The sequence below is a fragment of the Williamsia sp. z71 genome (genome assembly GCF_059553375.1).
The window spans coordinates 174,971-199,809 of record NZ_JCANWX010000006.1 but is presented as its reverse complement, the minus strand read 5'-3'; the positions used below and the strand labels follow the sequence as shown (position 1 = coordinate 199,809).

The 24,839-nt window shown below is 63.2% G+C and carries 25 protein-coding genes; 16 read left to right on the top strand and 9 right to left on the bottom strand.

Features of this window, described 5'->3' with window-relative positions; translation table 11 throughout:
• The first annotated feature begins 211 nt into the window (after nucleotides 1–211).
• The 4 genes from adhP to acpM all read left to right on the top strand — a co-directional run bounded on the left by adhP (nucleotide 212) and on the right by acpM (nucleotide 5,036).
• Nucleotides 212–1,240 carry an alcohol dehydrogenase AdhP gene (adhP, locus tag AC51GR_RS16110; protein WP_496325636.1) on the top strand — a complete coding sequence of 343 codons (1,029 nt, stop codon included), beginning with the start codon at nucleotides 212–214 and terminating at the stop codon, nucleotides 1,238–1,240.
• Between the two features lie 67 nt (nucleotides 1,241–1,307).
• Nucleotides 1,308–3,797 (top strand): ATP-dependent Clp protease ATP-binding subunit, encoded by a 2,490-nt coding sequence (locus AC51GR_RS16105; protein WP_496325635.1) that lies wholly within the window; start codon nucleotides 1,308–1,310, stop codon nucleotides 3,795–3,797.
• A 90-nt stretch (nucleotides 3,798–3,887) separates the two neighbouring features.
• The gene (locus AC51GR_RS16100; protein WP_496325634.1) at nucleotides 3,888–4,697 is read left to right on the top strand and encodes a hypothetical protein; all 810 of its coding nucleotides are present in this window, start codon (nucleotides 3,888–3,890) and stop codon (nucleotides 4,695–4,697) included.
• Nucleotides 4,698–4,739: 42 nt separating this feature from the next.
• Nucleotides 4,740–5,036, top strand: a complete 297-nt coding sequence (gene acpM / locus AC51GR_RS16095; protein WP_496325633.1) for a meromycolate extension acyl carrier protein AcpM — start codon at nucleotides 4,740–4,742, stop codon at nucleotides 5,034–5,036.
• A gap of 34 nt (nucleotides 5,037–5,070) precedes the next feature.
• Here the strand turns inward: acpM and AC51GR_RS16090 are convergent, their stop codons facing one another.
• Complete coding sequence (locus tag AC51GR_RS16090; RefSeq protein WP_496325632.1) at nucleotides 5,071–5,583, bottom strand: PNPOx family protein; 513 nt, start codon at nucleotides 5,581–5,583, stop codon at nucleotides 5,071–5,073.
• A 289-nt stretch (nucleotides 5,584–5,872) separates the two neighbouring features.
• Between AC51GR_RS16090 and AC51GR_RS16085 the strand changes: the two genes are divergently transcribed.
• Nucleotides 5,873–8,584 (top strand): cation-translocating P-type ATPase, encoded by a 2,712-nt coding sequence (locus tag AC51GR_RS16085; protein ID WP_496325631.1) that lies wholly within the window; start codon nucleotides 5,873–5,875, stop codon nucleotides 8,582–8,584.
• Nucleotides 8,585–8,591: 7 nt separating this feature from the next.
• Here AC51GR_RS16085 and AC51GR_RS16080 read toward each other — a convergent pair whose 3' ends face one another.
• A complete protein-coding gene (locus tag AC51GR_RS16080; protein WP_496325630.1) occupies nucleotides 8,592–8,861 on the bottom strand; it encodes a helix-turn-helix domain-containing protein in 270 nt (89 codons plus the stop codon).
• Nucleotides 8,862–8,958: 97 nt separating this feature from the next.
• On the opposite strand from AC51GR_RS16080, the gene map reads away from it, so the two are divergent.
• The 6 genes from map (at nucleotide 8,959) to AC51GR_RS16050 (ending at nucleotide 13,119) form a co-directional block, all read left to right on the top strand.
• Nucleotides 8,959–9,726 carry a type I methionyl aminopeptidase gene (gene map / locus AC51GR_RS16075; protein WP_496325629.1) on the top strand — a complete coding sequence of 256 codons (768 nt, stop codon included), beginning with the start codon at nucleotides 8,959–8,961 and terminating at the stop codon, nucleotides 9,724–9,726.
• A gap of 210 nt (nucleotides 9,727–9,936) precedes the next feature.
• Nucleotides 9,937–10,431 (top strand): carboxymuconolactone decarboxylase family protein, encoded by a 495-nt coding sequence (locus tag AC51GR_RS16070; RefSeq protein WP_496325628.1) that lies wholly within the window; start codon nucleotides 9,937–9,939, stop codon nucleotides 10,429–10,431.
• Nucleotides 10,412–10,783, top strand: a complete 372-nt coding sequence (locus AC51GR_RS16065; RefSeq protein WP_496325627.1) for a DUF2255 family protein — start codon at nucleotides 10,412–10,414, stop codon at nucleotides 10,781–10,783. The genes AC51GR_RS16070 and AC51GR_RS16065 overlap by 20 nt, the downstream gene beginning before the upstream one ends.
• A 144-nt stretch (nucleotides 10,784–10,927) precedes the next feature.
• Nucleotides 10,928–11,452, top strand: coding sequence for a YceI family protein (locus AC51GR_RS16060; protein ID WP_496325626.1), 525 nt, complete (start codon nucleotides 10,928–10,930; stop codon nucleotides 11,450–11,452).
• Nucleotides 11,453–11,601: 149 nt separating this feature from the next.
• Complete coding sequence (locus AC51GR_RS16055) at nucleotides 11,602–12,840, top strand: low temperature requirement protein A (RefSeq protein WP_496325625.1); 1,239 nt, start codon at nucleotides 11,602–11,604, stop codon at nucleotides 12,838–12,840.
• An 84-nt stretch (nucleotides 12,841–12,924) separates the two neighbouring features.
• Nucleotides 12,925–13,119, top strand: a complete 195-nt coding sequence (locus AC51GR_RS16050) for a hypothetical protein (RefSeq protein WP_496325624.1) — start codon at nucleotides 12,925–12,927, stop codon at nucleotides 13,117–13,119.
• A 108-nt stretch (nucleotides 13,120–13,227) separates the two neighbouring features.
• Here AC51GR_RS16050 and AC51GR_RS16045 read toward each other — a convergent pair whose 3' ends face one another.
• Complete coding sequence (locus tag AC51GR_RS16045; RefSeq protein WP_496325623.1) at nucleotides 13,228–14,985, bottom strand: flavin-containing monooxygenase; 1,758 nt, start codon at nucleotides 14,983–14,985, stop codon at nucleotides 13,228–13,230.
• Nucleotides 14,986–15,193: 208 nt separating this feature from the next.
• Entirely contained in the window at nucleotides 15,194–15,886 is a 693-nt protein-coding gene (locus tag AC51GR_RS16040) for an SDR family NAD(P)-dependent oxidoreductase (protein WP_496325622.1), read from the bottom strand.
• A gap of 137 nt (nucleotides 15,887–16,023) precedes the next feature.
• Between AC51GR_RS16040 and AC51GR_RS16035 the strand changes: the two genes are divergently transcribed.
• On the top strand, nucleotides 16,024–16,881 hold the full coding sequence (locus AC51GR_RS16035; protein WP_496325621.1) for a helix-turn-helix domain-containing protein: 858 nt from the start codon (nucleotides 16,024–16,026) through the stop codon (nucleotides 16,879–16,881).
• A gap of 82 nt (nucleotides 16,882–16,963) precedes the next feature.
• On the opposite strand, the gene AC51GR_RS16030 is transcribed toward AC51GR_RS16035, so the two are convergent.
• On the bottom strand, nucleotides 16,964–18,400 hold the full coding sequence (locus AC51GR_RS16030; protein WP_496325620.1) for a hypothetical protein: 1,437 nt from the start codon (nucleotides 18,398–18,400) through the stop codon (nucleotides 16,964–16,966).
• A gap of 520 nt (nucleotides 18,401–18,920) precedes the next feature.
• On the opposite strand from AC51GR_RS16030, the gene AC51GR_RS16025 reads away from it, so the two are divergent.
• Nucleotides 18,921–19,718 (top strand): alpha/beta fold hydrolase, encoded by a 798-nt coding sequence (locus tag AC51GR_RS16025; protein WP_496325619.1) that lies wholly within the window; start codon nucleotides 18,921–18,923, stop codon nucleotides 19,716–19,718.
• 18 nt (nucleotides 19,719–19,736) lie between these two features.
• On the opposite strand, the gene AC51GR_RS16020 is transcribed toward AC51GR_RS16025, so the two are convergent.
• Nucleotides 19,737–20,531, bottom strand: coding sequence for an alpha/beta fold hydrolase (locus AC51GR_RS16020; protein ID WP_496325618.1), 795 nt, complete (start codon nucleotides 20,529–20,531; stop codon nucleotides 19,737–19,739).
• A gap of 43 nt (nucleotides 20,532–20,574) precedes the next feature.
• Nucleotides 20,575–20,958: a VOC family protein gene (locus AC51GR_RS16015; RefSeq protein WP_496325617.1), complete on the bottom strand. Its 384-nt coding sequence runs from the start codon at nucleotides 20,956–20,958 to the stop codon at nucleotides 20,575–20,577.
• Between the two features lie 59 nt (nucleotides 20,959–21,017).
• Between AC51GR_RS16015 and AC51GR_RS16010 the strand changes: the two genes are divergently transcribed.
• Nucleotides 21,018–21,668, top strand: coding sequence for a TetR/AcrR family transcriptional regulator (locus AC51GR_RS16010; protein WP_496325616.1), 651 nt, complete (start codon nucleotides 21,018–21,020; stop codon nucleotides 21,666–21,668).
• Between the two features lie 79 nt (nucleotides 21,669–21,747).
• Nucleotides 21,748–22,374, top strand: coding sequence for a dihydrofolate reductase family protein (locus tag AC51GR_RS16005; RefSeq protein WP_496325884.1), 627 nt, complete (start codon nucleotides 21,748–21,750; stop codon nucleotides 22,372–22,374).
• On the opposite strand, the gene AC51GR_RS16000 is transcribed toward AC51GR_RS16005, so the two are convergent.
• Nucleotides 22,265–23,242, bottom strand: a complete 978-nt coding sequence (locus tag AC51GR_RS16000) for an NmrA family NAD(P)-binding protein (RefSeq protein WP_496325615.1) — start codon at nucleotides 23,240–23,242, stop codon at nucleotides 22,265–22,267. The two genes, AC51GR_RS16005 and AC51GR_RS16000, sit on opposite strands and share 110 nt — an antisense overlap.
• On the bottom strand, nucleotides 23,239–23,682 hold the full coding sequence (locus tag AC51GR_RS15995) for a nuclear transport factor 2 family protein (RefSeq protein WP_496325614.1): 444 nt from the start codon (nucleotides 23,680–23,682) through the stop codon (nucleotides 23,239–23,241). Before AC51GR_RS15995 ends, AC51GR_RS16000 begins: the two co-directional genes overlap by 4 nt.
• 92 nt (nucleotides 23,683–23,774) lie before the next feature.
• On the opposite strand from AC51GR_RS15995, the gene AC51GR_RS15990 reads away from it, so the two are divergent.
• Nucleotides 23,775–24,347: a TetR/AcrR family transcriptional regulator gene (locus tag AC51GR_RS15990; protein WP_496325613.1), complete on the top strand. Its 573-nt coding sequence runs from the start codon at nucleotides 23,775–23,777 to the stop codon at nucleotides 24,345–24,347.
• Nucleotides 24,348–24,839: the final 492 nt, after the last annotated feature.

Genomic DNA, 24,839 nt, shown 5'->3' with positions numbered 1-24,839 from the left:
CCGGCCGGCCGAGTGTGAACGAGCCGGACGATCCTGATGACGAAGGTCCACAGGCCGGCCCGCCTAGCGATGACCGTTGGCATTCGTTCGATGACTTTGTGCCCGAGCGGCAGTGAGACCAACCGTGATGCACTGGGATTCGTGGCGTGATCGGCGGTTGCCGCCCGGACGTCAGGGACCGGGAACTTCGGACAGAAGGGTCAACACAGCGATGGACATGATGAGGGCAGCGGTCGTGCAGAGCTTCACCGATCCACTGTTCATCGAAGACGCTCCGATCCCATCCCCGGGACCTTTCGAGGCCCTGGTGAGAGTCCAGTACTCCGGTGTCTGCCACACCGATCTGCATGCGGCTCGGGGCGATTGGCCGGTCAAGCCGCAAGTCCCGTTCGTTCCTGGCCATGAAGGCGTGGGGAAGGTCATCGCCGCGGGCGAGAACGTGACGCGTCTCGCCATCGGGGACACCGTCGGCAACGCCTGGTTGTGGAGTGCCTGCGGCGAATGCGAATATTGCGAGACCGGATGGGAAACGTTGTGCCCCAATCAGATCAACGGCGGATACAGCGTGGACGGATCATTCGCGACGCATATGCTCGTCGACTCGAGGTACGCACCGATCATTCCCGACAACGTCGACCTGGGTGCCGTCGGACCCATCCTGTGTGCCGGCGTCACCGTGTACAAGGGTCTGAAGGTCACCGATACCCAGCCCGGTGACTGGGTGCTGATCTCCGGTATCGGCGGACTCGGGCATATCGCCGTCCAGTACGCACGTGCGATGGGGCGGCGGGTGATCGCGGTCGATGTCGACGACTCCAAGCTTGCCCTGGCCGAGCAACACGGTGCAGAGATCGGCGTCAATGCTGCCAAGGTCTCCGATGCGGCCGCGGTCATCGTCGAGGCGACGGGCGGCGGGGCGCATGGAGCGTTGGTCACCGCAGTCAATGCCCGTGCCTTTCCGCAGGCGGTGGCGGGTCTTCGCCGCGGCGGTACCGTCTCCCTGGTCGGCCTGCCGCCGGAGGCGTTTCCGCTCGACATCTTCACCACGGTGCTCTTCGGTCTGACCGTGCGAGGCTCGATCGTCGGCACTCGAAAGGACATGGCGGAAGCGCTCGACTTCTTCGCGCGTGGACTCATCAAGCCCACATACACGGTGCGGCAGCTACCGGAGATAAATGACATCTTCACGGCCATGACCGATGGCGAGATAAATGGGCGGATTGTTCTCGATCTCGGATGAACCACGTTGGCGCGGCAATGTCGCCGAGTGGTGAGGCCGCCGCACTGGAGAGAGAAAGGCACGGCTCATGACCAATCCCTGGATGGATCAAAGCCCGTTCGACGACATGTTCAACCGATTCTTCGGCACTGAACGGCCCCGTCCGCAGGTCCAACGCGTCGACTTGGGGCGGCTGCTCAACGATGAGGCCAAGTTGCTGGTGGCAACGGCTCGCGAAGCCGCAAAGCAGTGGGACAGTGGTGAGCTCACACCGGAACACCTGCTCTATGCGGCAGCGCAGGTCGAAACCTCGCAGACCATCCTGAAAGAGTTGGGGATCGACCCCGAGGAGCTCGCCAACCAGATGTACGAGCGCATCACCGCGGTGCCCTCGGAACCCCGCAGCGGTGACCTACCGCTCAGTCCCGCGACCAAGCTCGCGCTTCGTACGGCCCAGCAGCAGGCCTATCAGGCCGGCGCCAGCTATGTCGGACCCGAGCACATACTGCTGGGTATCGCGTCGAGCGCCGAGACGCCTGCGGCACAGGCCCTGGCCGGCAATCTGAAAACCGATGGAGCGCAATCGGGGTCGGGCGGCGGTAACAGTGAAACGCCCGCCCTGGAGGAATACGGACGTGATCTGACCGCGGAGGCGCGTGCCGGGAACATCGATCCGGTGGTGGGTCGTGCGGACGAGATCGAACAAACCGTGGAGATCCTCTCCCGACGCCGCAAGAACAACCCAGTCCTCATCGGCGATCCGGGGGTCGGCAAAACCGCGATAGTCGAAGGGTTGGCGCAGCGCATCGTCAACGGTGATGTTCCGTCCACCCTCGCGGACCGCCGGGTGATCGCTCTGGACATCGGTCAGGTGGTGGCGGGCAGCAAGTATCGAGGTGAGTTCGAAGAACGACTGACGAAGATCCTCGATGAGATCCGGGCACATACGGATGAGCTGGTGATCTTCATCGACGAGCTACACACCATCGTGGGCGCGGGCTCGAGTGGTGAAGGATCGATGGACGCGGGAAACCTCCTCAAGCCGGCTCTGGCCCGCGGCGAACTCCACACCATCGGCGCCACCACCATCGACGAGTACCGCAAGTACATCGAGAAGGACGCCGCCCTCGAGCGTCGCTTTCAGCCGATCCTGGTGGCGGAACCATCGGTCGATGACACGATCGAGATCCTGCGGGGGCTTGCCGACACCTACGAGGCGCACCATCAGGTCCACTACACCGATGAGGCGCTCGTCGCCGCTGCCGAACTCTCCGACCGCTACATCACCGATCGGTTCATGCCGGACAAGGCGATCGATCTGATCGACCAGGCCGGAGCGCGGGTGCGGTTGCGTACCAAGACGCCTGACACCGACGCCAAAGCCGTCGAAGAAGAATTGGCTCGGTTGGAGCGGGAGAAGGACTCGGCCGTCGCGTCGGAGAACTACGATCGTGCCGCTGAATTGAAGGCCGAGATCGCGGCGCAAAAGGAAACCCTCGGAGAGTCATCCGACGTGCGCACCCAGGATGTCACCATCGTGGACATCGCGGAGGTCGTCTCCCGGCAAACGGGTGTACCCGTTTCGGAGCTGACCACCGAGGAACGGGCAAAGCTTCTCGGCTTGGAGGACGTGCTGCATTCCCGTGTCGTGGGCCAGGACCAGGCCGTCGCCGTCATCGCCGAGGCGGTTCGACGCGCCCGGGCCGGGCTGGCCGATCCCAGACGACCCATCGGTTCGTTCCTCTTTCTGGGGCCGACCGGTGTCGGCAAGACCGAACTCGCAAAAGCGCTGGCGGAAGCCGTTTTCGGAGACGAGGATCGCCTGATTCGGTTCGACATGAGCGAGTTCCAGGAGAAGCACACCGTCTCCCGTCTGGTCGGTGCTCCTCCCGGCTACGTCGGATACGAAGAGGCCGGCCAGTTGACCGACAAAGTGCGCAGGCAGCCGTATTCGGTGATCCTCTTCGACGAGGTCGAGAAGGCACATGCGGACGTCTTCAATGTGCTGCTGCAGCTACTCGACGACGGTCGTGTCACCGACGCGCAGGGCCGCACAGTCGATTTCAAGAACACCATCGTGATCCTGACCAGTAACCTGGGGTCCGACCTGATCCTCACCACACCGGACGCCGACACGATCGCGGTGCAACTCATGGAACGCCTGCATTCGCATTTCCGGCCGGAGTTCCTCAATCGCATCGATGAAATCGTGACATTCCAGCGTCTCGACGAGGTGCAGCTGCGACAGATTGTCGAGTTGACACTGGACAGCACTCGACGTCGACTCCACGCCCAGGACATCGAACTCGAGGTGAGTACTGCGGCCCAGGACTGGTTGGCACGCACCGGATACCAGCCGGAGTTCGGTGCGCGGCCTCTACGTCGGACGGTGCAGCGAGAACTCGACAACAAACTGTCGCGTTACCTGCTCAATGGAGCACTCGTGCCGGGTGACACCGTCAACGTCGACGCGGGCGATGACGGGCTGAAAATCACCGTGGCCGCAGCCGAAGACAAAGAAGGTGACGCCGGCGGCGCAGTCAGTACCGAGAAAGAATCATCAAAACACCCGGTCTGACGTCACACTCCTGAGAGAGGTGCGAACACTTCAAATGCCAACTGTCCAAACCTATGGACACTTGGCAACCGGGCGTGTCACACTCGGTTGGTGCCTTCCTCACATTCGTATCGCATCGACGTAGCGGCGGCAGCGGTGGAGACCGCTCGTACGCGTTCTTCGGACGCTGACCTGGCGCAACGTCATGTGATCGCGGGCGCCATTGCGTTGATGCGGGCCGAGGGTCTCAGTGATCGGAAGATCGCCGGCGAGATCGGGTTGTCGAAATCTTCGATTCGTGCCATGTCGCTCGAGCCGACTGTCCCTTCCGATCAGCAGCGCGAAGTCGTACGACTGGCGCATCAGGTGTGGGTGGACGTCGCCGATCTCGCCGGTGAGAGGTTCGTGGTCGAGGGGGACGACATCCCGAGTTTCGAACGAATGGCCGCGCATGGAATCGAGCTCGCATTCCCGGCTTCGCTGGGACGCGCGGACACGATGTCGCGGGAATATGTTCAGATGGCCACGGGGGAGCGGATACTCGTGTTCTCCCAGTCGCGATGGAATGGTTTTCCTGACCAATCGACGGCATTGGGCTGGGACCACCGCGGTAGCTATATCGTCCATCGCTGCCCAGGCCTTCACGCTGATGGGTGTGCCGGTTCACATACCGTCATACCGCCGAGCGAACTCGGCCTCGACGATGGTGTCGAGGTCTACGGGTCGGGGTGGGAGGACCGCAAACCCACGGCGCACCAGGTGTGGAAGCTGCTCACTGCGGCGATCGAAGAATGCTTCGAAGTGTTCGATCCCATGTACCCGGAATTGGAATTGCGAAGGCGGCCGGGCACAACACCGCGATACCCGACTCGAACCACGAATGATGTCGCCGAGACAAAGGCCGGCCGATCTCCCAGCTGACATTCAACGCTGTAACCCCCTCCTAGAGAAGGACTTCCACGCATGGCCACTGAACAAGAACTGATCGCCGGCATAGCTGAAATCATCGAAGAGGTCACCGGCATCGAGCCAGAAGAGATCACCATCGAGAAATCATTCGTCGACGACCTCGATATCGACTCATTGTCGATGGTTGAAATAGCAGTGCAAACCGAAGATAAGTATGGCGTCAAAATCCCTGATGAAGATCTCGCTGCGCTGCGTACAGTCGGCGACGCCGTCGCCTATATACAAAAACTGGAGTCAGAGAACGCCGACACCGCCGCTGCGATCCGCGCACGCATCAATGATCAAGACTGATTCGTGACGGTTTCTCCCTCTGAATCGTAGGCAGTCAGCCGGGAGCGTCGGGGTGTTGTTCGATTCTGAATACGGGATATGATGCTGCGACACTCTGGAATTCGGTCATCGGCGCGGTGCGGGGGACCGGGATGTGCGGCCTGGCTCCCGGCGCCACCTTCAGATAAAGACGCAAAATGGGTGCTCGTTCGTCGACGGGGATTTCGACGAGACGCACCGGTTGCGCACCGAGCGTGGCCACGCCGGCCGCGGCGCGCACATTGCGTACCCAGTTGGCGTCGTCGCCGAGCATCGACACCAGGTAGCGCGCTCCTTCGAAATCGGCGACCACCACCGGCACCGAGATGGGCGCGCCGCTGCGTCGGCCTCGAACCACCAGCGTCGCGGCCCGCCCCGCCGTCAACCAGCCGCGATCGTACATCCATGCCGAGAGCGAGTTCATCGCCCGGGCGAGCGCATGAGGGTGACCGCCCCGGTACATCCACCGCTTTGGGGCATACCACCACGGTCCGCTCCGCCGTACCTTCCTGCGGCTGTCCTCGGTCATCGGTGGCCTCTCCAAAAGCTGGTCGTCACAACATGAACTCACTTTCACCCGCGTGCGTCAACCCACACGCAGGGGAGCGATGGCTGCGATAATGTCGGAACCGCCGCATGGTCGATTCACTGTCGACTTCGACCCGCAGAGGTGATGGGTCCGAGCGTGGACCGCTTGGGCCGAGCGACCGGTGCAGTGCCGCCCGTCTGGATCGGTCCTTTCGGACGTATGCGCGGATCGGCCTGTGCGCCAGAGGTTATTCTGAGCAATCTCTGGCGAGCCCAGTAAGGAGCGCCAGATGACCGAGCAGCTACCAAGCGTTGTCCACACCGCGAGTGTGGAGACGATCGTCGGGGATCTCGACGTCGATGTCGAGCAGGGTCTGTCAAGTGAGGACCAGCGCCGACGCCTCGAGGTCCATGGCGAGAACAGCCTGGACGAAGCCGCCCGTATCCCGGCATGGCGCAGAATCCTCGGGTTACTCGCCGACAAGATGACGGTGGTGCTCATCATCGCCGCAGCGGTCAGCGCAGCGGTCTCCCACGAATGGGAGACGCCCGTGGTCATCCTGGCGGTGATCACTCTCAACACGGTGCTGAATTACGTCCAGGAGACCAAGGCCGAAGGCAATCTGCAGGCTCTTCGCGATATGTCTGTGGCGGTCTCGCGGGTGCGCCGAGACGGTCGTGTGCAGAACGTGCCCCGCACCGAGATAGTGCCGGGCGATGTGGTCTTGTTGGAGGCGGGCGACGTCATACCCGCCGATGGCCGGGTGGTCGAGGCCGCGCGCTTGCAGGTGGCCGAGTCGGCGTTGACGGGGGAGTCGCACCCGGTGGACAAGAGCATCGCTGTCCTCGACGATCCTGATCTGCCCATCGGTGATCGGACGAACACGCTGTTCATGAACACCGAGGTCACCCGCGGACGAGCCACCATGGTCGTGACCGGCACCGGGATGAACACTCAGTTCGGCACCATCGCCGCGCTTCTGCATACTGCGGGTGCCGCCAAGACCCCCTTGCAGCGCCGCATCGATCAACTCGCCACGTTGTTGACCGGCGTTGCGTTTGTGGTGGTTCTGATCGTGTTCGTACTCGGCCTGATTCGAGGTGAGTCATGGTCGGACATGCTGCTGACGGCGGTTTCGCTTGCGGTGGCAACGATTCCGGAAGGGTTGACCGCAGTTGTCGCTTTCACGCTGGCGATGGGAGCCTCGCGGCTCGCCAAACGCGGGGCCATCATCAAACAGCTAGCGGCTGTCGAGACCCTGGGCAGCACAACGCAGATCGCCACGGACAAGACGGGCACACTGACACTCAACGAGATGACGGTCCGGCGACTCGAGGCAGCGGGCCAAACCTTCCGGGTAACCGGCTCTGGATACTCCACCGAGGGCAAGATCCTGTCCGATGGAGAGCAACCCCTGCCCGATTTTCGGCGCGCGTTCCTGGCGATGGCACTGTGCAACGACGCCGCTGTGTCCGATGGCGTGTTGGTCGGCGATCCCACCGAGGGAGCGCTCGGGGTCCTTGCCGAGAAGGGTGGCGTGGACGTACTCGGCGCCCGCCGAACCTATCCGCGCGTGGCCGAGGTCCCGTTCGATTCCGAATACAAGTTCATGGCCACGTTCCACGTCCACCAGAGTCCCGACACCGCCGGCGTGCGTTGTTACGCCAAAGGCGCACCGGGACCACTGCTGGAGCGTGCGAGCCGGGTGCGTGACATCGATGGGGATCGCGATCTCACCGATGATGACCGGGCGAGGTTGGCCGCGGTCGTCGACGACCTGGCACGAGAAGGTCTGCGCACCCTGATGATTGCCGGCAAGACGCTCGACAACGTGCCGGACGACGCAGAAGGGCTGTTCGACGCGGTCGACGGTTTGACCGTCTATGCCGTGGTCGGCATCCTCGACCCACCGCGTTCGGAAGCGCGCGAAGCCATCGAGACCGCCAAGGATGCCGGTATCGCGGTACACATGATCACCGGTGACCATCTCACCACGGCGTCGACGATTGCCGGTGACCTCGGGATCGTCGGTGAAGCCGTGTCGGGGACTGATCTCGATACGATCGACGACGGCGAATTACGGGATCGTGCAGCAAGATTCGGTGTTCTGGCGCGCGTGGCACCCGAACACAAGATCCGGTACGTCAGGGCATTGCAAGACGCGGGCGAGGTGGTGGCCATGACCGGTGACGGAGTCAACGACGCACCCGCCCTCAAGCAAGCCGACATCGGAATCGCGATGGGTATCACCGGAACCGACGTGTCCAAGGGCGCGGCGAAAATGATTCTCACCGATGACAATTTCGCGACGATCATTGCGGCCGTCCGAGAAGGGCGCGGCATTTACGCCAACATCATCAAGTTCGTGAAGTTTCAGCTCACGACCGCGTGGGGTTTTGTCTTGATCTTTCTCACCGCGGGTGTCGCCGGGATCGCCGGTGGATCACCGTTTACTGCGATCCAGATCCTCTGGGTCAACATCATCATGGACGGGCCACCCGCGCTCGCGCTCGGTGTCGACCCGACCGAGCCCGACATCATGCGGCAGAAGCCACGCTCGCCGACCGAACGTCTTCTCACCCGCAATCGGCTGCTTCGTATTCTTGCGCTGGGAGTGGTGATGGCCACCGGAACGATTCTCGTCATCGCCGGCGCCGATGAGATCTTCCCGGATAACGCCGACGATCCGCTCCTCGACACCACGCTGGGATTCACGACGTTCGTCTTCTATCAGGTGTTCAACCTGCTCAACGTGCGCTCTGACCGGACATCCGTGTTCTCACTGCAGACCTTCACGAACCAGGCGATCTGGTTCTCGCTCGTGGCGATCATCGTGCTGCACATCGGGGTCATCAATATCGGTGCGCTTCAAGACCTTTTCGACACCACGTCACTGACCGGCACCCAGTGGTTCTTCGCCATCGCCGTCGCCTCATCAGTGCTGTGGATCGAAGAGATCCGTAAAGCGGTGGTGAGGAAGGTCTGGCCGATAGACCGGTGAGCTCGCGTCAGCCACTTTTCCGAAGGTCGGTGTCAGGAGCCACACAGATGTCCGCCAGGTCGTCGAGTGGCAGGGCGAGGGCACGGGCCAGTGCCGCGATGGTTGTGAATGCCGGGGTCGGCATCCGGCCGGTCTCGATCTTCCGCAGGGTTTCGGGCGAGATCGCCGCGGCCTGTGCCACTTCGGCGAGAGTGCGATCGCCGCGTCCTTGACGCAGATACGCGCCGAGGCGCTGACCGGTCGCGAGTTGAGCAGGAGTGAGCGGGAGACGAACCATGTCGCCAGCCTACTCCAGGCCGGTATGAAAATACCGGATTCGCGGGCTAAGCTGGTATTTAAATACCGGCCAGCTGGGCCGGTTGGAGAGGAATTCCGTGCTCGAACTGAAGACACCTCGCGAGATCGAAGCGATGCGCGTCACCGGCGCATTCATCGCCGGATTGCTCGACGACCTGACCGCCCGGGCGAAACCGGGTGTGAACTTGCTCGACCTCGAACATCGCGCCCGCCATCTGATCTCCCAGCGCGGTGCTGAGTCGTGCTATTGGGATTACGCTCCCTCGTTTGGACGAGGTCCGTTCCGAAACGTCATCTGCCTGTCGGTCAATGATGCTGTGCTGCACGGGCTACCACATGACTACGTACTACGTGACGGTGACCTCCTGACCATGGATATTGCGGTCTCGATCGATGGGTGGGTCGCCGACAGCGCGCGCAGTGTGATCGTCGGCGCTCCCCGGCCCGAGGACGAGCGCCTCATCGAAGCCACCGAAGTCGCTCTGGAGGCGGGGATCGCGGCAGCATTGCCCGGCAACCGCCTGGGTGACATCTCAGCCGCCATCGGCGCTGTGGCCGCCGACTACGGGTACCCGGTCAACACCGAGTTCGGAGGCCACGGACTCGGGCGCACCATGCACGAAGACCCACACGTCCCGAATGTCGGCCGCGCCGGACGGGGTCTCAAACTGCGTCCCGGATTGACTCTCGCACTCGAGCCCTGGCTCGCCCGCACCACTGACAAGATCATCTACGACGACGACGGCTGGACCATCCGCTCCGCCGACGGATCGCGTACCGCTCACAGCGAACACACCATCGCCGTCACCGACGGGGCGCCACTGGTACTGACGAGTCGTGAATGACATCACGGGAGCCAAACGGTGGACCGGGCTGTTCTGGTCTTCCGCGCGGTCGGACATGAATCCGCGGGTGATGCACCATTTGTCGAGATCGACCGTCCGGTTCGCGAACGGGGTACTGATAGGCCCTCCCGCGATCAAGACAGCGGACATACATTCAAAACGTCGGGCTCTGTCGAGTTGAAGGTGTGGCCGCGATGAGGAGGGCAAAGGATGGTGGTGAATGCCCGAGCGCAGAAAAGTCGCGATGAGCTGTTTCCGGATCATGCATCTGCGTTGGCGCAGACCGATCCCGGGTTGATCGACTACTTCGACGACTTTGCTTTCGACGAGGTGCTCGCGGACAGCCGCCTCGACGCCAGGACCCGACCCATGGTGCAACCCGCCTCGATGATCGCCGTCCAGGCGGTGCGCGAATACCGGGTCACGCTCGGGGCGGCATTGACGGTCGGGGTGACACCGATCGAGGTGGAAGAGGTTGTGTACCAAGCGGGGCCGTATGTGGGCATGTCGAAGGCGTTGGATTTCCTCCACGCGACCAACGAGGTGCCGGCCGAACACGGTATCGAGTTACCGCTGCCGGACCAGCCCACGACCACACCGGACAATCGCATGGCGGAGGGCCTGGCCGTGCAGAAAGAAATCGTCGGGTGTGATCCGCAGGTCAAAGCCGAACCGAGGGGCACCGATGAAGACATGGAATATTGAGGACGCCGCCGTACTCACCGCGCCGCAGGAGGTGCAGGTGATCACCTACCGGCGGGACGGGAGCGCCCGCGGGCCGACGACCATCTGGATCGTCCGCGACGGCGCCGACGTGTTCGTCCGCTCGGCCAACGGGCCCACCGCAGCCTGGTTCCGCGCCGCGATCGCCACTCGTAACGGTCAGATAGTGGCGCGCCAGAACACCTTTGACGTCACCTTCACCGACGCTGCGGACCAGGACCTCGTGCGGGTGGACGCCGCCTATCGGGCCAAGTACGGCCAGTACGCCTCGATCGTGGACCACCTCGAAGAAGAAGGCCCGCGGTCGGCGACCCTGCAGGTTCATCCGGCCTGAGTCGCTGCTCAAAAAGTTGTGGCTGAGCGCGAAGATCGTCGGCTTTGTCGCGTGGGTAGCGTTGCTCGACCTCGTTACACTGGCGATCCTGCTGCCGGACCCGATGGTTCGCCGGCCTCGGATCCCGACTACCGGAGGTTGACCATGACATCGCGGATCGATTCTCTCTCTGATCTACGGGCGCTGGCCGGGCCGTGGGCGCTGGTCCCTGGCCGCACCTCGATCACCTTCTCCGCCAAGGGCTTATGGGTGTTCACCGTGTCCGGTACTTTCGAGGTCGCCGAAGGTGCCGGCACGGTCGGTGACGACGGGAGCGTAACTGGAAAGCTGGTCGTGGACGCCACGTCCTTGAACACCAATAACCGTCAGCGTGATGAGCACCTGCGCTCGGCGGACTTCTTCGACGTCCGGACATACCCCACCATCACCTTTGCGGCGAAACAGGTGCGAGCCGAGGACTCGGGACAGGTAGATGTCGTCGGCGATCTGACCGTTCACGGTCACACACGACCCGTGACCGTCCCAGCCCAGGTCGTCGTGGTGGATGGCGTCGCGACGGTCACCGCGGACATCCACCTCGATCGCAGCGACTGGGGACTGCGCTACACGAAGAAGGGTTCCCGGCCGGCCACCCACCTGCTGATCGAGGCCGCATTCGTCAAATCGTGAGCGTGGTCGCCCGCCTGACGGCGGGCGCCGGATAGTGGCTGATACCGGGCGGTTTGCGGGCGTTCACCTGTGGGTATCGGGGAATGACGTGATTGTGTCGTTCCTGGCTCAATGCACACCGGCGGGCCTACAGTAAGGACAACTCACAGATGGGTGAGCGCATTACGAGCCAGTCCGGCGATCAGACCGCTGACGACGACGACACCGGTGGCGGTCAGCGCACCCCGCTCATCGAGCCGCCACGACTGCGGACCAAAGATGACCGTGCGGCAACCAGACTCGAGCTTTTCTTCGACCTTGCGTATGTGCTGGTCATCCATCAGCTCGCGCTCGCCCTGAAAGATGATCTCGGGTGGCACGGTGCGGCCGTCTTCACGGGTTTGTTCGTGGTCACGTGGTGGTCCTGGGTGACCACCACGCTGTACGCAAACCGGTTCGATACCAATGACGTTGTCTATCGCGTGGTGAAATTGGCCGCCACCTTCGCGATTGCGGTGATGGCGGCCAGTGCGGCCACCGCCGTCGGAGGCGACGGGACCGTGGCGTTCGGTGTCGGTTACATCGCTACCCGCGTGATCCTCGCCGGGCTGTATCTGCGCGCGTGGCGTCATATCGCCGAAGTACGGGTCACGATCAACCTGTATTTCGCGGCCACGGTCATCAGCGTGGTCATCTGGACCGTATCCTTGTTCACTCCGTCGCCGATCACGTACATCCTGTGGGCGGTCGGCATTGCGATCGAGGCGATGGCGCCATTCGCGGCCACCCGATGGGGCCCCAACGTGCCACTGCACCTCGAACATCTGCCGGAGCGCTTCGGGCTCTTTGTCATTCTGGTGCTGGGTGAATCCATCTCGGCGATCGTGCTCGGGATGCACGAAACCCACTGGGCGTGGTCGTCCTCATTGGTGGCGGCGCTCGGCTTCACCATTGCCGCGGCGGTGTGGTGGATGTATTTCGACATCGGTGGTGCCGAGGCGAAGACCGAGATACAGGACGATGACCGTGCGGTCGGCAGTGGACGCGCCGATGGGTATATCTACGGCCACCTACCACTCACGTTGGGGGCGGCTCTCCTCGGCGTCGGAATCGAGCAGTATGTGTTGCATCCGGTCGGCGAATTGACCGCAGCAGGCCGCTGGGTCCTGTGCGGCGGGCTGGCACTGTTCATTGCCGGGATCTGCGCCATCCTGGGCTGGAGTTCGGGCAATTGGCGGATGACCATCCCGTGGCCGGCTCTGGCGATTCCGGTGGTCCTCATCATCGGACTCATCGACAATCTCCTTCCGTTCGCATCGGCGGTCATCCTCGCCGTCGGCTCGATCCTTGCGGTGGTCACCGGCATCGTCCGGCGGCGCAGGAGTCCGGTGGAGACGACCGAGACCTGACCGATGTGTAGGCACGCGAACTGTCGGGTACCCGACGGATGACCCGCGGAGAGTCGTGGGAACGCAGTTCGACGAGAGGGAGACATGGCGGAATATCGAGTGCTCAACCCTGACGAAGATGTTATCGACGAGGTCGAGTTCAACAATGCCGAAGATGCCTACGAATGGTTCAAGAACCGTGAGGTTCCTTCCGGGCAGCTGGGTTTCCGTATGGAAGTCAATGCGGACGGCGACTGGCGATTCTTTTCCCAGACCGATGGGACCAATTCTCGAGAATGAACCGCTGACGCGTAGGTGATCACCAAGCTGCATCCAACGGCATTGCTGTTGGATGCAGCAGTATCTACATAGGTGACCGTCCGCGAACTTCGGCCCAGGGTTTGGCCGTCACATCAACTCGAGTCCCGTCAAAAGATCGTCTGCACGCCACTTCTGCAGAATGCTGTAGTACTCATTGGCGCCACGGCCGAAGTTCGGGGACGCCCCCGCCCGGACATTGCCCTCGTTGTTGAAATATCCCGGGGTGCAATCCCTCCGGTAATCGACCAGCGCCGAGGGGGTCTGGCCGAGCACACCGACCCAGTACTCCTCGGCATCTGTGGTGGCGTCCACGCGCTGCACGTTCCTGGCTCGGGCCGTGGCGATCACATAGGTGATGTGCCGGCCCATCTCGATCACGCTGCTCGTCCAGTTGTAGGCCGGAGCGACCTGGCCGGGACCGTGTAGGAAAAGATTCGGGAAACCGTGCACCTGCATACCGTGGAGCGTCCGGACGCCCTTGCCCCAGTACTCGGTCATCCGTATTCCGTTCACGCCGACCGGATCAACGCCCCAGGCTTTCAATAGCCCGCGGCCGATGTCGAAGCCGGTCGCCAGGATCAGACAGTCGAGTTCATACTCACGGCCGTCGGCAACCACGCCGGTCGGGGTGGCTTTCTGCACACCGGCGCCTTTGGTGTCGACCAGGGCCACATTGGGCCGGTTGAACGACTCCAGATAGTCGTCGTGGAACGAGGTCCGTTTGCAGAGCATCCGGAAGTTCGGCATCAGGGCGGCGGCGGTCTCGGGATCTTTGACGATCGAGGCAATCCGGGCGCGGGCGACGTTCATCGCGGCGAGGTCGTCGACCTCGGCCTGCTCGAGTAACTCGCCGGCCCCGAACATGGCCCGATTGTGGCTTGCCATCACCGGAAACACGGTGTGACTCCACGCGTCGTCGATGAGGTCTTCGGCGGCTCCGTCCACGGTCTGCTCGTTGAACGAGAACATATGGCGGTCTTGCCAACCCGGTTCCAGTGTCGCGGCCCAGGTCGGATCCGTGGGCCGGTTGTCCCGCGGGAGAACGACAACCGGCGTTCGCTGAAAGACAGACAGATGCTGCGCAGCCCGGGCCAACGGCGATACCAGTTGCAGCCCGGTGGCGCCGGTGCCGATCAAGCCGACGCGCTTGTCCGCCAACCCCGGAAGCCCGCCACCTGTGGGCCCCGGCGCTCCGCCTGTGTAGGCGTAGTCCCAGCGGCTCGAGTGGAACAAAGCGCCACCGAAGGTCTCGAGTCCGGGAATGTCCGGCAGCTTGGGTCGTTGCAGGGCGCCTCCCGCCATCACCACGAACTGCGCTTCGATGACATCGCCGCGATTGGTGGTAACCGTCCACCGTGCATTCGATTCGTTCCAGGTCGCATCTACGACCTCGGTCTGGAAGTAGGCGTCACGGTAGAGGTCATACTTCTGGGCGATCGACTGGCAATATTCCAGAATCTCCGGTTGGTAGGCGTACCTTTCGGTCGGGATGTAGCCCATTTCCTCCAGGAGTGGCAGATAGATGTACGACTGCACGTCGCACTGTGCTGCCGGATATCGATTCCAATACCAGGTACCGCCCACGTCGCCCGCGTTGTCGATCATGCGGATCCGATCGACACCCTCGGTTCGCAGCATCGCCCCCAACACGAGTCCCGACAGACCCGCACCCATCACCACCACATCGACCTCATCGTGCACCGCGTCCCGGACGATCGGTGTTGCCCATGGATCGACCGAGTCCTCGACGTAGTGATACTGGCCGGTTCCCTGCGCTCGCACTCGCCGCTGCCGCTCGTCGGCATAAAGTTTCCGGATGTGGTCAAGGTCCGTCGGCTCAGGCAATTCGAACTCCTCGGTCAGGAAAACCGGATCCCGTTCGGGACACGGGCTTATCGCACCAATGTCAACAAAACTGCGAGGACAAGTGGTGGACGACCGATGGGCCACGACACCCCTTGACCGTGATGTGAGTCACTCAATAACTATACCCAAAGGCAAGTTACTGTCCAAGTGAGCATCACGGCAAGGGAGGATCGGTGAAAATGCTCGGCTACCAAGCAAGTTCGCCGGCTTCGTCCCGGAGAGTTCCGGAAGGGCCGTCGGAGCCCAGCGTGGCCAGGCGGACGGCGGTCCTGGCGCTTTCCTCAACCGATCGTCCGCCGCTCATCCCCAGTGCTGCCGTCATATCGGTATCGGTGAAGCCGGGTTCGAGTGCGTTGAACTTGATGCCGGGCTCGGCCTTGGCGTACTGGACCATGAGCATGGTCGCGGCCGATTTGGAGGCGGCATAGAGCGGCGCCGCCAGCCCGAACTCCGGGCGGTCGGGATTGTTGACCGCCCAGAACGACCCGGCGCTACTGGAGATGGTGACCACGATCGGATTCTGCGACGTGCGGAGCAGGGGCAGCGCCGCCTCTGTGACCCGGACGATTCCGACCGCGTTGGTATCGAATACCCGCAGAGCGGTTGGGCCGTCGACGATCCCGCCGCCGGAGATTCCTGCGTTGTTCACCAGCACGTCCAAGTGGCCTTGTTCCGAGTCGATTGTGGCCAGCGCTGCGCTCACCGACGCATCGTCGGTCACGTCTAGTTGTACGAAGCGCGCCCCGAGATCGGCTGCAGCCTTCGCGCCTCGGTCGGCGTCGCGTGCCCCGATGTAGACGGTGTGACCGAGATTCGTGAGCTGCCTGGCAGTTTCGAACCCGATTCCTTTGTTGGCTCCGGTGATCAGTGTGACGGTCATGGCGCTTCCTTCCGATACGTGCCCCAGGTGGGCCGAAAATGACGTTAGGTACGACCGCCCGCCGGCGGCAGTGCCCCGTTGATCCCTGGGTGTGGCAGGCCCCCTCTCGGTCGCCGCGGAAGTTCTACGCTGATGTCATGACGAACCGGCCAAACACGTTGGGCGAGTATCTCCGCGCACGCCGTGGACTCGTGACGCCGCAGCAGGTGGGCATGCCCGACGTGGGCGTGCGCCGAGTGCCAGGCCTGCGACGCGAAGAAGTCGCCATGCTGGCCGGTATCAGTGCCGACTACTACCTACGCCTCGAGCGTGGCCGCGATCGCAATCCGTCGACGCAGGTCCTCGAATCGATCGCTCGCGTACTGCATCTCGACGAGGATCACGTTGCATACCTCATGTCGCTGGTCTCGGAAAAGCCCCGACCGAGCCGACGGCGGCCACGCAAGGAGACGGTGCCCGCCGGCATGGTCAAGCTCGTGGCCTCGATGGCGCAGCCTGCCTACATCGAGGGACGGTATTTCGACATCCTGGCCTCGAACGCACTGGCAGTTGCTCTTTCGCCTCGGTTGGCCGTCGGTGGCAATCAGCTCAAAGATCTGTTCCTCGATCCGGCCGAGCAGGCCCTGTATCCCGATTGGAAGGACTCCACGCAGTGCCTCATCGCAAATCTGCGGCAGTCCGTGGGCACCGATATCGACGATCCACGTTTCATCGAACTCGCCGGCGAGCTCTCACTCGCGAGCCCTCGGTTCCGTGAGCTCTGGGCCCGGCACGACGTCAAAGGGCAGTTCGGCGCGCCCATGCATTTCGATCATCCGCAGGTCGGCGAGATGACCCTCAACCGGGAGAGGCTCAGCATCGGTGGCGCCGAGCACCTCAAACTTGTTGTCTATCACCCCGACCCAGGGTCCGCGGACGCTGACAAACTTGCCCTCCTGGCTTCCGCTGCACTGCCTGCATCAGACAACCACCATCGTCAACCATCAGAGACCTGACACCGGCAACAGACGCTGGCACAGCAAATTCGGAACTCGAGACCGGTTCGGGTTCGACACCGTCGACAACAGCCTCCAGGAGCTACTTGGTGGCGAACTCGGCCAGGTTGGACGATATGGGGTCCGCGGTTCCGTTGTTTTGCCGGGCTGCGGCCGTCAGGACGTCGAGGTGGTGGTAGCCGGGGGCGATGACGGTCCGGCCACGTGGAAGATCTTCCGGTGTGGTCATCACGCCGGCGGTGATTCCACTCCCACCGAGGAGATTCAAGATCGGGTGGGCGGTGAGTCCCGCTGGGTGGCGGAGGTGGTTGGTGATCGCGGGCGTGGTGGGTCCCAGGACACTCTCGACCAACAGCCTCATCGGAAAGTACTGCTCAGTGAAATCCAAGGGATGGTCCGCGAGACTCCTGGCGAGGTCGTTGATGTCGGTGACTTCGTGGGCGGGGGTGGTGTAGGGGCGCCCGTATTGGTCGAGAGGCGTACTGCTGGTGACCTCGTCGAAGTTTTGCCACGTGTAGAGCGGTCCCCGTGCGACTGCAGGTATGACCAGGGGATCGGGTCCGAGCATTCCCGCGGCGATTCGGCGGTTCGCGACATTGAGGTCGTGTGACAGGGGGAAGTTCTTGTCGGCCAGCAATCCGCCATCGAACATGCCGACGGAGGTTTGCAGAAAGGCCAATGGTTGGGAGTTGTTGTCCATCAACCCGCCGAGGAGGGCCGTGTTGGTGAGGCGAAATTCTCTGAGCGGCGTCGTGTCGGTGGCGAGGCCCGCGGCGTCTCGGGAAAAGAGTAGCCGTAACGAATTGTCAATATTGTTGTTGCGCACACTCTTCAGGAAGTGCGTTTCACTGTTCGGATCGATGTGGGCGGCGGCGCCGACAAGGCCGAGTAGGTTCATGGTCTCGGGGTTGATCAGTGCTGGAAGGTTCGCCGATCGTGGGAGCAGTCCGCGGGTGGTCAGTGCGTCCAGAGCGTCCATTCCGAGAGACGTCTGGGGGAGCAGCGCGCTGAGTGTCGACATGTCCCCGAGTGGCAACGTCGTATCGATTGTGGTGTCGAGTGCGAAGTAGCCGGAACACTGTTGGTAACCAGGTCGGCCATCGAATTCCCATTGGACGAAATAGGCGGTCAGTGAGCCACCGAGCGAATGACCACCGCAGAGCACCTTGTTTTTCCGAAACGCCGGGTCGGGCAGTTCGGCGCTCAGCAGATCGTATTGATCAACGACGGTCTGCTCGATCCCGATGTGCGAGAGCCACCCCAGATCGGTATCGGGTACGAATCCCTCGAATCGCCGTCCATCGACTGCGCCTTGCCCGTAGTAGTAATCGATGGCAACGCTGATGTCTTGGTTGGCGACCGCTGCGTCGATTCCGGTGTGGTCCTCCAAGCAATTCGAGCGCCGGTCCAGAGCCCAGAACTCGATTTGCCGGCCGTCGGCCGCGGCGGCGGCCACGGTATTGCGCGCGACGCTGTCGAACGCGCCGGCGCCTTCCAGCACGCCGGGCTGAGCAATCAATATTTTGTCTGCGTCCGCGGAGGCTGTTGGCCCGTCGGCGGCGCGATACCGTTGGTACGAAAGCCAATCGCAGGCAGTGGGATGTGCGCCTACCGTACTGGGAAGCGGAATATTGACGCGAACAACTGATTCGACGACCGAGGTGATCGGGGATGAGGTCTGCACGATTGATTCGGTGCGCTGACGTGACGGTGCAGAGTATGCGACGGGGGTTTGCACTGCCACCAGAGCGGTTGTGGCCAGTAGGATTCCCACCACCAATGCGCCCGTAGCCCGACTGATCTTCACGTGTGCCCCCCGACTCAACAACGCTCTGTCGAACGCTGTTCGCCAAAATCGTAGTGACCGTCGAGGCGAATATCAGGGAGATGCGGTTTTCGGTTGCCGGGCTCCGAGTATTCGTGTGCGTCGGAGTCGATTCTTTTGATGAACGTTGCGCCAGAATCGCCGTAACCCTTGCTCGGCATCGTCAATCGGGGCAATCTGGGTGTCGAGCACTTCCGACGCTGGGGGGCGAGTCATGGACAGGGTCGAGGTTGCGGGACTACGGATCGGATACGAACGGGCCGGGCACGGACCCCCGCTCGTCCTCGTCCACGGATACGTCGGTGACGGCCCGCGAACGTGGCAGCCGCAACTGGACGGGCTTGCCGACGACTTCACGGTGGTGGCCTGGGACGCGCCCGGCGCCGGGTCTTCTTCGGATCCTCCAGCCGGCACCGGCGTAGGGGAGTATGCCGACTATCTTGCGGAGTTCATCAACCACCTTGGGCTCGACAACCCACACGTTGTCGGGCTCTCCTTCGGTGGTGCGCTGGCCTTGGATTTCAATCGGCGCCACCCGGGCATTGCACGTTCTCTGACATTGGTATCGGCCTACGCGGGGTGGCGAGGGTCATTGCCTTCCGAGGTGGCCGACCAACGGCTACGGCAGGCCTTGGAATTGGCCGACCTCTCGTCGGGGGAACTCGTCGACACACTGCTCCCGACGATGTTCTGCGGTACGACTCCCTGGGATGTGGTCGGAGCGTTCGGGGCGAGTCTCCTGCAGGTTCGCCCCGTCGGATTCCGCGCCATGGCGCGAGCCTCCGATGTAGACCTGCGAGACACACTGCCCGGCATCGAGATTCCGGCGCTTGTGGTCTGCGGCGATCAGGATGTCCGGGCTCCGCTGTCCGTGGCGCAGTCTCTCCATTCCGCCATCAGTGACTCGGAACTGGTTGTGCTCAAGGGAACTGGGCACCTCTGCAACCTGGAAGCCCCGGACGAGTTCAACGAAGCGCTGCGCACCTTCCTTCTCGGCGTACCGGAGCGCTGACGACGAGAACTGTTGCGGTCAGACAGTGACGACCGGGTTCCGGACCAGCTCGGCCAGCAGGGCTGGGGCGGTGAGGGGGAGCAGGTGGTTGTGCCCGGGGACGACGGTGGTGCAGGCGTCGGGCAACATCGCGGCGACGTAGTCGACCAGCCGATGCGTGAAGACTGGACTGTCGCCACCGGCGACGAGCTGGACCGGCTGGGTGATCTGGCGTGCCAGTTCTTTGTCGAAGTCCCACGCGCTGAGCGCGGGCACCTCGCCGGTGAAGCAGTAGCCGCAGTCGCGTTCGGCGCGTTCGAGGCGGGCTTGGCCGAGGGCGTTTGCTATGACGCTTCGGTACGCCGGTCCGCACAGGGCAGCCAGGAAGGTGTCGAAGGCGGTGGGCAGGTCACCCTGGGCCGCGGCGCCCATCGCTGCACCCAGAGCCGGGCCGATGGCGGCGGCGACGGCCGCCCGATCCTCGGGTGGCAAAAGCGGGTCGATCAGCGGCGGTTCGACCAAGACGAGCTCACCGACCACCTCCGGGTGGTCCAGCGCCAGCTGTAGTGCGACCGCGCTGCCGGAGGAGTGCGCGAGCACGCGGGCCCGCTCGATCCCCAGGCTACGGACCAGTTCGGCGCACTCCGCGGCGTGGTCGGCGACCGACAGTGGTTCGGCGGGTGCGGGGTCGGCGTATCCGGTGCGGGTGACGCGGATCCGGCGCAGGTCGGCGACGGCCGGCTCGCGGTCGAGTGGGACGAACCAGTCTGCGAATGCGGCCGCATGGACGAGGACCAGCGGCTCGCCGGTTCCTCCGGAATCGTGATATTTCATGGCGTTCTCCTCTTCTCGGTGCATTTTCGGTTTGTGGGTTGGGTCAGTCCGCGTAGAGACGGATCTCTATGCCGTCGGGGTCGTGCAGCCCGATGAGGACGGCGCCGCCGTGGTGGCCGGTGACGATCCCACCGTGCTGCTGACTGACTGTGGCCAGGTGTTCGACCCATGCGTGGACACCATCGCGGGTCGGGACGCGGAGTGCGACGAGGTCGAAGCCGGACAGGGCAGCGGCGCGAACGGGATCGTGCCGGAGCGCGATCTGGGTGGTGCCGTCAGGGGTCTTGAGGGCGACGCCACGCAGCTCGTCATCTTCGGTGAACTCGATGGCCACTTCCAGCCCGAGCACCCGCCGGTACCAGTCGATGCTGGCGTGAACGTCGCTGACCGGGATCTTCACGTGATGGATCGGGGCGAGGTCGGGCATGATCTCCTCCATTTCCGTTGTAGTGAACTATAGTGAGTCACTAGAGTAGTCTCTAACAAATGATCAATTCCGTCAACAACGAACCGGCACCGACTGTCAGCCGCGCCGAGAAGACCCGGCTGACCAGGCGCAGGATCATCACCGCAGCTGCAGACCTGTTCCTTGACAAGGGTTACGGCTCAACAACTCTCGATCAGGTCGCGACGCGCGCGGCCGTCGCGACGCAGACGGTCTACTTCCATTTCGGAAACAAGGCGACGCTGCTCAAGGAGGCACTCGACATCGCGGCAGTCGGCGACGATGAGCCGGTGCCTCTGCTCGACCGTCCGTGGTTCCAAGAGTTGATGGCCGAATCCGACCCGGTCCGGATCATCGAGCTCTGGATGGCCGGTGGCCGCGAGATCTTGCAGCGGGTGGCTCCGCTGCTCGCCGTCGTCCGCGGCACCGTCGGCACCGATCCCGACCTTGCGACCCAGTGGGATGTCAATGAGGGCCAACGCCGCACCGCGTACCGCGCCCTCGCAGACCTACTGGCCGATCGCGACGCGCTACGTAGTGGACTCACTGTCGAGGACGCCGCCGATCTTGCCTTTCTGATCGCCAGCGTCGAGAACTACTTCGTCGCCATAAATACTCTCGGCTGGACGCCGGAGCACTGGCAACGCACCACGACCGCGTTTCTGGTCGCAGCCTTGCTCAGCGAACAGTAGCCCCACTGCGCCGATGACTTCTCCTGCGTTCGCTGGTCTATCTCTGGACATAGGTAACCAACGCATAGGGGAGCTGACCATGGGCCTGATCGACATAGAGCTGTTCGCAACCCTCGACCTCGTCGGGCAGGCGCCTGGCGGCCCCGACGAAGATCCCGAGGGATTCCCGTTCGGTGGTTGGCAGGCGCCTCTAATCGACGACGCCACCGGTGCGCAGGTACACGCTGCGTACGAGGGCACGGACGCGCTGCTGCTCGGCCGGCGGACGTACGACATCTTCGCCGCGTACTGGCCGCATCAGGAGGGGGGCGAGGACAACGAGATCGCCACGCTCTTCAACAGCGTCCCGAAGTATGTCGCCTCCCGCGGCAAACCCGACCTCCCGTGGGCGGGATCGAAGCAGCTCGGCCCGGATCTGGCCCACGCGGTCCGCGAGATCCGGGACCGCCACGAACACATCAAGGTTGTCGGCAGCCTGAACCTGGTGCAGACCCTGCTGCGCGAGAAGCTCTTCGACCGGCTCGACCTCTGGGTGCATCCGATCGTGCTCGGTGTGGGGAAGGGGGTGTTCGACGGTGGGGCTGTGCCGACCAATCTCAAGCTTCTCGAACCCCCAGTGGCTGGTTCGAGAGGCGCTGTATACCTGCGCTATGGCTTGGTTGATGGGACACCCGAGACGGGGGACATGAGCGTCGATCCGACCTGAACGCCGACGTCAACCTCAGATCACCTGTTGAGCTTGTGCGCGTGCAACTCTGCGTACTCGCGGAAGCTACGTGGGGGTCGCCGGTCACGCGCTCCACCTCTTCGGTCGTGCGATCCTCGGACCCCTCGGCGATCGACTCATCCATGACCGCAAGCATCTCCGCGAACGCGGGCGGCACGACCTGCCCCATCCGGACCCGGAGTGCAGTTCCTGAAAGCTGCTTGTGCGTAACCGCTCTCCCGGTGGTCGCCGACAAGACCTCGGCGATCTGGTCGTAGGACACCGCTTCTGGGCCGGTGAGGATGAGCTCCTGGTTTCGCGGTTGCGCCTCGAGCAGGGCTTCGGCCGCGACACGGGCGATGTCGTCGGCGTCGATGAAGCCAACACGTGCTGTTCCGGTGGCCGTCCAGATCGTGTCGTCGGAGCGCACCGAATCTGCGTGGAGGTGGTTGTCGGTGAAGTTCTGCATGAACCACGACGGTCGCAGCACCGTCCATTCGTCGATGATCTGTGGCAGCTGGGCGTGCACTGCGCCGACACCGGGCCCGCCGACGGGAATTGCCGACGAGCTGAGCAGCACCACGCGGCGCACGCCCTTTTGAGCGGCCAGGCGAAGGAATGGGATCACCACTCGGCTCGGCTCGGGATCACCGACCGGCGGAACAATGTATATGCGGTCCACGCCAATCAAAGCCGACGCGTGCGTGGAGCTGTCGTACCAATCGAAGATTGCCGACGCTGCCCCCGGGATTGCCGTGCCTTGACGGCCGGCGGCCACCACGGACTGCTCGCGTTCGACCAGGTGGTGGACCACCCGGCGGCCGGTGTTGCCCGAGGCGCCGATGACGAGAGTTGACGATGTACTCATGCTGTTGTTATTCCATCCTGGTTGGTCTTGGCATCGCTGAAAGACTTGGGAATTCCGAGTGGATTCCAGTAGTCGCGATAGTGGGTCATGAGGCCGTTTCGGACGGTGACGACGACGATGTACGACATCGAATACGGGGTCTTGGTCGCTACCACGCGGCCCGCGCCGCTCCACTCGGCGACCACACGGTCCCCATGATTTGTCGGATGGGTTTCCAGGGCTGTGATGTGGTGCAGGTCAACGAGGTCGGTGTAGTCCCTCATGTATTCCGCCACCGCGGCCTTGCCGTTCAACTGGCTGGGGTAGTCCTCGGGGGCGAACGGGAAATCGATCACCATGTCGTCCGCACATAGTGCGAGCCATGCGGTGATGTCCTTGGCCAGCAGCAGAGCGAGACTGCGGCGAAAGACCTGGTCCGCAGTCGGCGGCGGATTCGTCATGGCGTTCCCCTCGGTTACGATGTGGACTGGCAGTCCGAATATGAACATACGGACCGGCGGTCCGTATAGCAAGGTGGCAGGAAGGTACCCCCGTGACGCAACCGAAGGAGCGCGCCGATGCGCGCCGCAATCGCGAGTCCATCCTTGCCGCAGCGGATCGTCTCTTCGCCTCCGCGGCCAGCTCCCGCGACGTGTCGATGGATGATGTGGCCACCGCGGCCGGCGTTGGCAAGGGAACCCTGTTTCGGCGGTTTGGTGATCGCGATGGGCTGCTGCAAAGCCTGATAGCCGAAAAGCAGCAGTCGCTGCAGGAGCGCGTTCTCGACGGCGCGCCACCCCTCGGCCCGGGAGGCCCCGGCTCCGAAAGAGTTCGCGCCATAGTGGAGGCGCTCGCGACATTCAAACTCGAGAACCGTTATCTGATGCTGGCGTTCGAGGGTGTCAACGACCCCTATAGCAGTGCGCAATATGCGTTGTGGCACAACGCAATCAGTGACGCTCTCGCTGATGCAGGTGCGGGTGAGCGCGCCTCCTTCCAGGCACACGCGCTGCTCGCCGCGCTGCGTTCAGATCTCATCGAGTACCTACTGAAGTCTGGTCTGAGCGCGCAACAAGTGAAGGCGGAACTGCGGGAACTGGTCCACACCGTTGTCCCGGCTGTTTGAGACGCTCGCTCGAAACAACGAGCCTTTGACCAGGCCAGAATCCGCCGCTCGGTCCACGACCCTCACGAGAGGGGGCCACCAGCCACTGGGCTGTGCCGGCAACGTTCCACAGTGAATCCGGATTATGTTGGGCCACAACAAACACGTCCGTTGCCTGCACTCCCGTGAGCTGGCCGATCTCACCCGCGGGCGGGTTGGGCTTGAGGAACTCGGTGGGGTCCGGTCCGGGCCACACGGGCAGGTCGCCGGCGGATTGATCGATGTCAACGAAGCCTGGTCGGTGCACGGTCACCTGAGCGGGAATTGAATCGGGCCTGTCAGGCGAGCCGGTCTCGTTCGTGGACACGCTCGCGGCCGCTGTGGCGTCGGGTCCCTCGGCAACTCCACTGTCGCCGATACCGCAAGCCGGCACTGCCAGTACGAGACCTGCGACTACCAAACCCACCATCAGTCGACGTCCGCGCATCTGCCGTTCCTTTCCGGGCACCCTCG